1 protein-coding gene is annotated in these 13,344 nt (G+C 47.6%); it reads right to left on the bottom strand.

Annotated elements, in window-relative coordinates; all coding sequences use genetic code 11:
- Nucleotides 1-87: 87 nt before the first annotated feature.
- Entirely contained in the window at nucleotides 88-13,323 is a 13,236-nt protein-coding gene (rtxA, locus tag GOU96_RS11060; protein ID WP_267781896.1) for an MARTX multifunctional-autoprocessing repeats-in-toxin holotoxin RtxA, read from the bottom strand.
- Between the last annotated feature and the right edge of the window lie 21 nt (nucleotides 13,324-13,344).

The raw sequence follows: 13,344 nt of genomic DNA, 5'->3' as shown, positions 1-13,344 counted from the left end.
GCTTCGCTAAAAAAGAACTCCACACTAAGGCGGAGTTCTTGGATATTTTGTCAGCTTGTTTTTGCTGCTTAAATTTGGGCTACGCGATTACACCATCAATCCTTTTTTGTGAACCACGTCTGACCACGCCATGCTGATCGCGGCTTGAGATTTACTCTCTATGTCGATAAAGCCATTGTCACCCACTTGCGGTTCAAAACCACTCATCGCTTGAACCAGAGCGTCAATCGCACTATCCGATAACATGGTGTATTCACGTTCACCCGAAAGGTCTTTCTCACTCATTCCGATAACCACTTGAGCGCGGTTACCATTAAAGTAATCACTGAATGTCACCGAACCAATATGCTCAAACTTCGATTGGTCACTGTCGTTAGACGGATCACGTAAAATCGACAACTTCAGGTCATACCCGCTGCGTTCGAACCACAGTTTCTGCCAATCGATACCATTGAAGACAATGTTATCTTCGCTGCGAATGTCTTCCACAAGGTTGTCGATAACATCACCACTCACCACAAAGCTGTCCACATCCGTGCCACCTTTGAAAGTATTTTGATAACCACCAAGTACCATCAGATCACGGCCTTCACCACCGTTGAACTGGCTGAACTTAGAGATGGCCGCTGCAATCAGATGATCATCTCCATCACCACCGTTTAGCACGGCATGGTAACCCATCAGTTTCACCACATCGTTACCCGCACCGGCATTGATACGGTTATGGTTACCAAAGACATTGGCAAAGTCATTACCTGCTCCGAGTTCCACTTGGTTATTGTTGCCAATCGTAACGGAGTAGTCTTGATCATCTCCCGTATCCACACGGTTGAAGTTGCCAGAAGTCACCACATAGTCACGGCCTGACCCTGTATCAATTTCACCACCTTCGCCAAAGACAAACGACTGGTCGTCACCAGCACCAAGGAATACATGGTTAATGCGTCCAGCAACCACTGCCGTGTCGTTGCCATCACCACCAAACATCATGTTTTCACGCCCCATCAGAACGCCCATGTCGTTGCCTTCTCCACCCGTGAAGATGTTTGACGTGCCTGTTGCGTAGAACACATCATCGCCTCGTCCGCCCCAGAAGTTGTTGTTATCTCCGAGATACGCACCGAGATCTTTACCATCACCACCCCAGTTGAAGTTGTAGTTTCCTAGGGAGATGTTGATATCACCATCTCCTTGGAGATGGCCACTATTACGAAGGAAATCAAACGTTTTCTCCTTCATATTCAGCAGATCGGCGGTGAGATTCTGTTTAAGATTCTCCACCAGTGACTTCATTTCCTTCTGCTTATCTTGGCTGAAAATAGTCGCAAACACGTTAGGCAGGTTAAGCGAGTTAAAGCCAAAGGCACGATCTTGTGTTTCTGCTGTTTCAGTATTGCCATCAGCCACAGTCGCACCTTGCGCACTGTTCACGTTAGCACCATTAACAGAAACCGAAGAATTTTCCTTTTCCTCTTCAGGCGCTTTCTCTTTCAGCCCATGAGTTTCAGCAAAAGACTTAATGCCATCCGCTCCCATGTCGATACCCGCTTTCAGGCTATCTAGCAACTTAGCTGGATCGACAAAAGCCTGCAGTTGATCTCCGCTGAACTCACCGATGACTTCCAGCATCTCTTTGAGAATCGCCACTCCATCGACAGCTTGACCATTACGCGAAACAATTTGACCTGACGCGGTGTAATCCACACCAAAAATATCCGCCAATGTCGTTTCAGCCCCTACTCCTGATAACTGGCCGAGTAGCTTATTCTTGAGCTGGCGCGGCAAATCTTGTGGCGTATAAGTGAAGGTGGTTTTTGCTTGTCCCGTTGCGGTGAACTGCTGCGTCATGAGACCAAACAGTGAACCTAAGTTGGTATCCAAAATCGACTGAATGTTATCGCCGAACATAAAGTTCCAGTTACCCGTCGTGACTTGAATATCCGCCCCTTGTCCACCTACGGCAAAGTTAAATGCCAGCTTTTCATTGGCTTGACGAAGCTTATCAGCGCGGCTGAGCTGACTCGTGCCACTATTACCGTTACCGCTTAGCCACTGATTGTATTGCTTATTCAGTGTCGCTTCTGCATCGTGCTTCAGGCCACGGCTATCACGTTCATTTTGTGAATCCAATTCAACTAATGTGGTGTAATCCACACTGCTACTTTGATCCAAACCAGACATATCTTTGACGAACTTCTTCGCGCCAGACAGTGTCCATTGCTGTTCTTGAGCGGCAAGCCAATCTTCTCCCTCTCCAGACGTAGCAATACTTTGCAGCACACCAGAAATACGCGCGGCACCGTCGAATGGATTGACGAGTGGTGGAGTTGGGATCGACTTATCCATCATTAGGATCAGATCATTACTGTGTCCGAAATTAAAGCTCACATTACGGTTACCGAGGAACATTTGCGCACCTTCCAGTGCTTGATAGCCACCGATATCAACACTGTGTTTGCTTTCACCGTCACCGATATGAACCATAACGTTATTGTCACCAAAGGCCAGCGATTTAAAGCCACCAGTACCGACTTTAATGCCCACATTCGATGTCCCCCAGTTCACCGCCGTAAACTCCCCTTCGCCCACGTTAACTTGAATGTTACCTGAGTAGCTGAGTTGATTACTGCTGCTAAAATTGGCAATCACTTCCGTTTCTGGTTTGCGTTTTTCTGGCGCATCAAACACGTCACTATTGTCACCGATCGCGCCACGAGCAGGTTCATCGACATTGTTGACACCAATACGAGAGAGATCGATGTCGCCTTCCGCAATACCATTGCGAATACGTTCATCCTTGGCAACAACTTCACCTTGCGCGTCCCAGCTTAGCGAAACTTTGTTGTTTTCTGCCTTTTGAACCCAATCTCCATTCGCGTCCTTGGTATGCTTACGTCCCGCCTCGTCTACGGCCAGTTCAGAACTACGAACAGAGACATCGACACGAAGACCATTCGCATCCATCGCGTTAATAAACTGATGACCAAAGCCTTTTTGCTTGTCGTCACTCACCAAAGAACAACCAACAATACTGATGTGATCCGGTTTGTTGTTGATGTTTTCGGCTTGATTAAACGACTGTTGGAACTTGGCCAATTTCACGGCCAACTCATCGGCACTGTAACCACTTAAGCGAGTATTGTTACTTTCTGAGTGGTCGCGACCATGCCCCACCAACTGCCAACGTAGCTTTCCATCCAGTTTTGACGGATCGCCATACACCACGCGATAGTTGCCGTCTGAATCGAGCTGCACCACCACACTGCTTTCTGGATGCTTACCCGCAAGGTTCGCAGCCGCTTTTGCAACAACATCATCGTTCTCCATTTGCACGATAATTTGACCGTCGAAGCGGGTTTCACCACCATCAATGACCGTAACATCAGCCGTGTACCAGTTTTGAACATTACGGTTTTGAACTTGCTGACCTACACCCAATTTATTTTCTTCAAATAAGGGCTTATTTTTTAGCATTGCGGTAATTTCATCGTGATCAAACGAAGTAATCACACTTTCATTAATCGTTGAAGTGCTTTGATTAATGGCTATACCAATCGTTTTACCATCAAATAAATTACGTATCGTTTCACCTGCACGGAACTCTTCGGTGTACTTTGCAACGATGTGTAAATTTTGATCTGTCTCTTTCACCGCTTCAATACGGATATGCGCACCTGGCTTGAGTAAGACTTCCGCTTGATTTAACTGCGCAAGCCCAGCAACGTTAGTTCCTTTAGCATCAAGAATGGTCAGAATAACTGTACCTTTCCCACCTCGGAAACTTTTAGCTAATTCAGTACTGGTTGATGTAGAAGTAAAGCCTTGATCGCTAAACAACTGGCCAGGAGTCACATGTGAAGCAAGATCGTTCAAGCTTACTCCGGGCATAAAAGCTCTATAAACAGTGCCTTCAAATGTCTCAAGCTTACTTAAACCTTTGACAGCGTTAACGGCATTGTCTTTGACAAAATAGGCCAGCTTCTCTTCTTTCCTTAAAGCTTCATTCACATATTGGAAGCCTTCACTGGTATACCATTTAATTCCTTTTATCTCGTCATCCGACAGTTGTACGTTGTTAAGTACCGCTTCGCCAGTCACTCTTCCTTGTATTAGTTGTTGCTCTTGCAGATCTTTATTAAAAGGAGCCTCTTGCTTAGAAATCACAGTTAAACTCTCTGGACTACTATATTTTGTTCCATCAGCAAGAGATTTAATATCGACAACAGAAGACACCTCATTGGTGCTAGAGCGCAATCGATGCAATAGATCTACCGCTAAATCAATGCGATCAGCAGACAATTTTGCGATCTCGACTCTCGATTCTTGCGCAACGTTAGAATAAAGACTTTCCGTTACGCGGTTTTTGAGGCTCAGCAAAGCGGTATTACGGCCTGATTTTTCATGGCTTGATACATACTCATCAACTAAGTTATTCAGTCTTAATCCTGCTTCTAGCTGCTTATCACCTTGCGTGGCATGCAGTAAATCCAATTGGTCTAGGATCTTTTGATAAGACTCGCCAATAGGCTTAGCAAAAACTTTCGCTTCATTTTTCAGTTCATCTTTAGTCAACACCGATGATAAATCGAGCGTTGTTTGCTTACTTTCGCCGAGGCTTTCTAAAACGCGATCCGTTGATTGGAGAGAGTCTGTATCAATATGTTGCTTGTCTTTCTTGGTATGGCTTACCAATTGAGCTTCTTGCAAATCTTGAGCAAAGTTAAACAACTCTGTCGGTGTCCATACACCAAACTTAGGTCGCCATGTGTGCCCAATCAGTTTATCTGCCCCACCCGCTTTCAAAACCTTCGCGACTATACTTGAGCAGTTTTTGTTCAGCAATTGATAGCGAGCATCCGAATCATTGCTAAGACGATGCCATTCAGCTTGCATTGCCGCTACATCGAGACCTTCGAGGTTAATGCGGAATACTCGACCTTGGTCAGCCTGCATCTCTTTAAAAGTTTGAATTTTGTCCAGCTCATCCTGTGCAAACCGTCGCACGACTTCCGATATCTGCTGTTCCATTTGTTCCGAGTTAACCGCGACTTTCGCTTGTTCTTGCAGCTCTTTCGAAAAGCGCTGCGCTACATCTTGCATGTCGTAGCTAGTGTCATTCCATTGGTCAACAAACGGTTTAGAAATATGCTCAGGAATATTGGCCGATTCCAAAATATCTGGATTCATTAATGCCATCATGGTAAACGCTTCTGAGATATCTTTGAATTTTTCATCAACCCCAGAAGCTGAAGCCACCTGCTTGATAAAATCCTTCAATTTATCCTCAGCGCTTTTTAACCCGAAATCATCATTTTCTTCCGACTGCATATCAAACGCTAAAGATTCCCCCTGCGCGGCGGGTTGACTAAAATCTTTCCAGCGCAGTTTAAGATCTGGCATAGCTTCTGATGACACATCAAATAGATGATTTAAACTCGATGACTTACTCCCCATTGGCCACCAGCTAACATAATTACTCTGGTTATATGCTAGTGCTTGATATGTGTTGATTTGATTACGGCCCTGACCAATTTGCAGCGCGGCATGTCCAAGGGCACTATGATCACTCGGCTTCCAAAGAAAGAGTGTTGCACTGACGGGTGATAAGTGTTGTTCAATCGCTAAATGCACTTTTTTAAGGCCAGCGATATCAATCCCCTTACCGTCTTTGGCAAGATCTTTGGCTGATAATCCAGCAAAAATTGTATCCGCAACGGTTTGACCGTACTCGTTACTTACTGTTAACTTCACTTTTTCAAGCACAGCTTCGCGGCTACCTAGCAGATCGATATTGGCAAGATTACCTTTGCCTTTGGTAACAAAGTCACCATTTTGATCCAGATAAAGGTGCTTACTCTCTTTCAAGTTAGCGGCTTCTAGCTGGTCATATAGTCGGCTGAAACTGTCTTGCGCTTGGATAGTTTGCTCAGCAACTGACAGCAGTGAAACTTCATCTAAACGCGTATTCACCTGATTTAACAGTGAATTCATCGCTTCAACACGACCTGAGTCTGGGTGTCCGAGTACATAGCCTTCAATTTTTTTACGCAAGTTGAGCAGTTTTTCCACGGACTCCGGTTCATAATCTGCGTGCTCAGTGATGCTGGCGTGGTAATCAGCCAATGCGTCTATCACTTGCTGATAGCTTTCACCGCGGATCTTACCCGTTACATTCGCCGCATCCAGTAGCTCAGTGACTGACATCAGCTCCACTTTGGCGTTGTATTGCCAAGCGCCATCGACTTTTTGCGCCAAAATATGAGTAATGCCTTTATCATGTGAGATCACTTTGTTATCCACTAAGAAGAGCTCATCAGGCATTTGTTCGAAATTCTGGAAATTAGCTAAAATGAAGCGTTCGATGGTTTTTTGTTGAGTAGCATCTTCCGGATTATCCAGAACAATGGTCTTACTCTTGCCATCACTTCCCGGCCATGCACGTACTTTGAAGCCTTCATCTCCTTCCTGCACCAGTAGATTTCGTTCGGTACGCAGTGAGTAAAATGGCAAGGCGTCACGCAGCATGCTGTCAATAGCGCTTAATTTCACATCGAGTTCTACCAGAGAATCAGCCTTGTAACCTTTTGGATTTATCGCCAAAAGCTCTGCTTGTTGCTCTGCACTTAGTGCATCAAAACGGACTTTAACACCGACACCAGCATCGGTAAGTTTGTGCCCAATCTCGTTGACTGGCACATCTTTGTATTCTGAAACAGGCTTATCAAGTAGGCGTATTTCACCGACCAGTCCTTCACGTTGCAATTGACGTAGTAAAGGCAGTTCAACGTTCCAGAAATAGTTTCCAAGCCGCATTCCACCTTCAGCGATAACATAAACATCGTCTTTCGCGCCTGTTGCATAGACTGAACTCCAGAAACCAGTATTGCTATAAGCCGCTGCCTCAATCGATGATTGCAAGTGGTTCTGATCTGCATTATCTAAATCAAGGAACATATCCCCCCAACGCATCAACTGCTTATTCAACTTGATAGCGAAGGCATTTCCTTGAACATCAATGTCATAAACCACTTTTTTGCCATCCGGTTGGGCGTTATCAAGGACGTTTCGGTATTCCTTAAAGTTTCTGCCCGACCAAAAAGAAACGAGACTATTCTCTCCATGTGGCGCTTCAAAGCTATAACCGTAGATCTCAAGCTTGGTGAGAAACTCAACCCGTTTATCCCAATCATAATTGAGTGTGGCTTCAACGAACAAGGTCGCTAGCGCTTGCGCTTGATCCTTCGGTACTTGGTTATCTGTATGCTCGATGTACCCACTAACGAATTGGGTCAAACGTTGCTTAGTTTCATCAGACACATTGACATCGACGCGTTCAAAACCAGGTACAGGAATATACTGTTCGGTTGCCCGAGGATGATCGCTATCCAACCAACGATAAAGATTCGCCACTTTTTCAGCGCGAGCAGCCACAAGCGATACAGCAGAGTCATGCGAAGCTTCACCAAGCCCTTCTAAGTTCACCCCTGAAATGCGGATCTCTTTTCGAACCACATCCTGAGGCTTCGTCGTTGGCACCACAATGCTGTCGGTGTTTGCTTCAGTGAACATTGTTGTGATTGTGCTACCGCTGTTTTTCGCTCGAATACCTGCGTTAATTTGCAAACGGTTCACTGCGTTGGTCGCACCTTCTAGCGCTTCTTGCTCTTGTTCGGTCAAACCTTCACTGAATCGGCCATCGGCGTTGGTTTGGCTGTCGGTTTTGACATGACTGTCTGTTTCGCCAGCGCCTTCCACGCTATGAGCGTTACCCGAAAGGCCACTACCAGTCACGCCTTGACGATCAGGACGATCACCTTCGTTTTGTTTAGCACCTTGAGCATCAGCTTGCGCTTGGTTGGCTTTGTTTTCCGCCACTTGCACATCACGATCGCCGCGTGATTGAGCGTTATTTACCGCATGATGTGCATCAGATTCCGCTTGTTGCGCATCCTTACCTTTTGCTAAAGCATCAGCTTTACGTTTTTCAGCATCGGCTTGAGCATCAGCAATATCTTGCTCTGCTCCCGCTCGATTTTGCTCGCCTTTGGCGACTCCCGCTTCAGACTTCGCAACCGCATCTTTGACTTTATTTTGATTGTCCGCGTGCGTCTGCTTCGCCTCTGCAATCTTGCCATTCGCGAGCTGCTTCGCATCGTCGAGTTGAGTTTGAACGCCAGCCAACAGACCGCTAGCAAATTCGTTACGCCATTGGTCGCCTGACTCGCCAGTATGCGTTGCTTGGCTATCAAGCACATCGAGACCTTGCGCCAGTTTTGTCAACTCAGCCGTGATAGCTTCTGATTCTTCTTGCACCGCATCACGTTGAGCTTGACCGTTATTTTCTAAGGCTTGTTGGTCGGTCGACTCCAACTGACTTTGTGAACCTGCGACAGCATCAAGCTGTTTCTGCTTTTCTTGTTCAAGACGCTGGCGATCCGCTTCTGCACGCTCTTTATCAGATAGAGCATTCTGCGCCGCTGGGTTTTGCGTTGCGTGCTCACGGATTGCATTGGCTTGTTGCGATGACTCTGAGGTCGCCACCACATTATCTAGGATGTAGCCCAGTCCATCATTGTGGCCTGTGCCTTTGAATTCGATACGGTTACTGCCAGCCTGCGCGGTCAGCTTTAAGGTTTTTTGCTGCCAAGCAGACTCGTCACCCGACGATGAGAACACCACTTCACCGTTCCAAAGAACTTCGATGCCTTCATTATTAGAGAGGCCCACGCGTTTTGCAAAATCAAAGCTCACCGCAATGACTTCACCTTGCGCTAGATTAGCCAGATCTTGATAGAGACTGGTGTTGGTATAAGTATCGAGCTCGGTCACACGTGCGCCGTGACCTTCCCCCTCTACGCCATACACACTGCCTGCATAAGAGGCTTCAACCCCATGAGTAGATTGCCAGCCATGTTCGCCCAGCTCAAAATCACCATTCACAATCAAATTCGAAGCTTGAACAGAAGAATCATCAACATTGAGCGCATGCTGCATCTTGTTGAGATCAGGAGTATCAACCTTAGTCACGCTGCCCGTGAGACTATCACCGAGGTCAGAACTGACTTCCTTAATGGCATCCATTTGGAAACCATCCAGTTTGGTGATTTCAGGTGTAGCAATCGCACCACGACCTTTATGCGTGCCGGATGAGGAGGCTTCATCGCCTTGCACTAAGTAGTTGATGGCTTGGCTGCCACCGACACCGAGTACAGTTTGTTTGATGTTATCAAACAAGGCAGAGAGCTTGTTGCTGCTGGTATTGCTCGATGCCACCGCTAAACTGTAGAAATCGCCGTTACCGACTTTGATGGCGACGTTGTTTTGTGCGTAGGAGGCATTGATGTTGAGGCCGTCCCCAACGTGAATATTGGCGTTAGCTTTGCCCTTCATCACAGCGACATTGAGCCCATCACCCACTTTCGTGTTGATGTTATATTTGCCCCAAGCGACGTTGACGGATACCCCATCACCGACTTTGGTGTTGATATTGGCATCGCCGTAGGCAGCAGTGACACTTAGACCGTTACCCACGGTGGTGGTGATATTGGCTTGGCCTTTTGCCGCCGTCACCTGCATACCATCGCCCACTTTGGTAACTATGTTGCCTTTGCTCCAAAGTGCGTTAAAGCTGTCGCCATCACCCACTTGAGTAACAATATTGGCTTCACCTTTGGCTAGCACCACGTTTTGGCCATGACCGACTTTAGTAATGACGTTCGCTTTACCCCAAGCACCGGTGTAGTCGTCGCCATTGCCCACATGAGTAATGATGTTGGCTTCACCTTGCACCACGGAGAGTTCTTGGCCATCACCCACTTTGGTGATGAGGTTGGCTTCACCTTTGGCAAAGTTATAGCGATCACCGTCGCCCACTTGGGTAAACACGTTGGCTTGCCCCCAAGCGACATTAACACCTAAACCATCACCGACTTTGGTAATGAGGTTGGCCTTACCTTTGGCAATACCAATGGTGGTACCGTCACCAACGTGGGTCATCACATTGCCGACATCGGAGATCAATAAACCAACGGTTGTACCTTCACCCACCTTGGTGAGGATATTGCCTTTACCCGCCAATACGGCTGCGGTGGTAGCATCACCAACATGAGTCACAACGTTGGCTTTGGCCGCGGCCACCACACCCATGAAATCATCACCCACTTTGGTAACGATATTGGCTTCACCCAGTGCGAGTACACCGGTTAAGCCATCACCGACATGGGTCATGATGTTGGCTTTACCGAACATCGCCGCTAACGTGGTGCCGTTACCAACCTTAGTCATCACGTTCACTTCGCCAGCAAACAGCCCTAGGCTGGTACCATCGCCAACATGGGTCATGATGTTCGCTTTGCCGACCATCAGCGCCGCCGTGAGATCATTGCCCACTTTGGTCATGATATTGGCTTGGCCGATCATCGCCGCAAACGTGCTGCCACTGCCTACGTGAGTGAAGATATTGGCGTTACCAACCATCGCAGCGAGTGTGGTTCCATTACCCACTTTTGTCGCAACGTTGCCTTTGGCTAACATCAGTGCCACCGACATGCCATCACCAATGTGAGTGAAGACGTTGGCTTCGGCCACCATTAACGCGAGAGCATCACCGTTGCCTACTTTGGTAAAGACGTTACCCAAGCCGCCCATCAGCGCCCAAGCATTCCCTTCTCCCACATGAGTAAAGATGTTGCCAGCACCAATCATGACCGCAATAGAGGTTCCATCACCCACTTTGGTGAAGATGTTACCCGCCGCGCCCATTACGCCAAGGGTTTGGCCATCACCCACATGCGTCAGCACGTTGCCAACGCCAAGCAGAATGCCGGTCGTGTCGCCGTTACCTACTTTGGTGAGAATGTTCGCACCGCCGACCATGACACCCGTTGTGGTGCCATCACCAACATGGGTAAGCACGTTTGCGCCACCACCCATCACCGCAAGGGTATTCCCTTTGCCTTTTTTGGTGAGAATATTTGCACCGCCAAGTGCCACAGCCGTGGTATTCGATAATTGATCATCATTGCTGATTTGGGTTATTACGTTCGCGCCACCCAGCATACCCGACGTGAGTTCACCCTCACCCATTTTGGTCAGTACGTTTGCACCGCCAGCGAGTACCGCAGCAACATCACCTTGGCCAACTTGCGTCATCACGTTGAAACCGCCCGCGGCCAACCATAATCCGTTGCCAGAGCCGATTTGGGTATGGGTGTTGTAGCCACCGAGCATCACGACGCGACTATCACCACTGCCTTTTTGGACTGAAATGTTACCGTAAGCCAGTAAATGCGTGAGATATTGCCCATCGCCAAGGCGAACCAACACGTTTACCGCACCGCCCGCGTACACATCCATCTTGCCTTGTTGGCTTTGGTGTACCAAGACGTTCGCCAAACCTGCGCCGCGGAAGGTGAGATCCCCTTCTTCGCCACTTTTGACAATGACGTTCGCCGCACCACCACCGTTAAATTCGGTATTACCAAATTGGGAGCTATGCAAAATCACGTTGGCAATACCGCCACCGTTGAAATGCACATTACCACGCGTCACGTTTGATTTGATGACGTTACCGCCACCGGCACCGTTGAAACGAACATCACCTGAGCTTTCACCACTATCGTTTGCGGGTTTAAACAACGTTTGATCTGTGTATTCTTCGATATCCGCTACGGTTTCGCTGGTACTTCTAACGGCGTTTACGCTGTAGTGCAAGTCACTGAGCGAGTAGCCACCTTTGCCCATTGGGTTATACCCAGTTGCAGATGAAATATCTTGGTTGGCTATATTGGCCGTGTGATCACCTTCTTTATACCAAGAGCGAGCTTGATATTTCAGTGCCCCGGTTTCGGGATCATTTGCCAGTTCCACCACCACAATTTTTGTGTAAGGCCCAAGCACTTTGGCATAAATGTAAGTGTTGGGTTGGCGGTTGGATTTTACCGCTTTGACATCCACCTTAGTGCCATCAGCATAAATCGCATGACCGCCCATTTTGGCATCCGACAATGACACCTCTTTCGCATCAATCACCGCACCATTGGCGTAAGTCACCCACTCATATTCAGTCAGGCTTTTTTCAACCGCATGAACGGTGACGGATTGCTGATGTTCAACTTTGAGGTCAGATAGCGTGTAGGCGCCATTGATATTAACGGCTGTGAAACCACCGTTGTCGGAAATGTCTTGATTCGCTAAGTTGCTTAGATGGTTACCCTCTTTATACCAAGCCGTAGAGTAATATTTCAGTTCTCCAGTTTGAGGATCATTGCGTAACTGTACTTTGTTAATTTTGGTATACGTAGAGTCTGCGAAAGCAAAAAGATATGTATTAGGCTCGCTAGCCGATTTCACCGCTGTGACATGATGATCTTGCCCTATCCATGAGCCACTCATCACGGCCTTAGTTAATACAATCTCATCAGCCTTAGCATTGGTCATGCCTTCTTTCGCAAAGTCATTTCCAGAACCTTTACGAATAATGGTGTTGTACGCACCGCCACCCGAGAAATGAATGTCACCATGAGCCACATCAGAGTAAAGACTGTTGTAACCACCCACACCTTCAAAACGAATATTGCCGCGGGTTTGCGTGTAGACATCTTCGGCCTGATGTGTCCGCTCAATGCGGTTTGAAGCCCCAGCACCTTGCAGAGTAATATCGCCCACTTTGCCTTTACGGACTAAATGGTTATCCGCACCTGCGCCACGGAAGGTGATGTTACCGGTTTCAACGCGTGAACTGATGCTGTTCGCGGCACCAGCACCATCAAAGGTCACATCGCCATGCGAGCCTTGATAACGGTTAGACCAAGTACGGTCTAATTTATTACCTGCGCCTGCTCCTGTAAAAGACAGGTTCCCTTGGTTGGTTTCATGCCAGAGAGCATTGTATCCCCCCGCGCCTGCAAAGGTGACATTGCCGCTCAACCCTTTACGGGTAATGCCATTATAAGCCGCGGCACCGCCGTAACTGATATCACCATGATTACCTAAATGGTCAATCGACACACCACCGGCGGCACCAGCGAATGACACATTGCCATCGCCACTTTTATTAATGTCTGCATACCCAGCCGCGCCTTTTACAGTTAGGTGGCCAGTGGAATCTTCCACTTTGAGATAGGCAGAGCCGCCCACGACCGTATCGTTGCCGCTACCGGTGTACACCGTTGCACCAATCGATCCAACAGTGACGTGGTCGTCACCGCCGTAGGCATGAATTTGTCCCCCAAAACCAATGGCTACAATGTTGTTGTTTCCATCGTCGGCGGAATAGTTTCCTGTGAAGAAGTATTCAACACTTCTCCAAAATGGTTTTCCCATAAGCCAAACTCTTCTTTTAGG

The organism is Vibrio sp. R-1, assembly GCF_035615595.1.
Taxonomy (GTDB): Bacteria; Pseudomonadota; Gammaproteobacteria; order Enterobacterales; family Vibrionaceae; genus Vibrio; species Vibrio cholerae.
Note: the sequence above shows the minus strand (reverse complement) of the source record. Positions and strands in the feature narration are given on the sequence as shown.

Bases quoted from the DNA above. Each gene is read 5' to 3' on its own strand.
- rtxA (WP_267781896.1), bottom strand. From the start codon at position 13,323: ATGGGAAAACCATTTTGGAGAAGTGTTGAATACTTCTTCACAGGAAAC.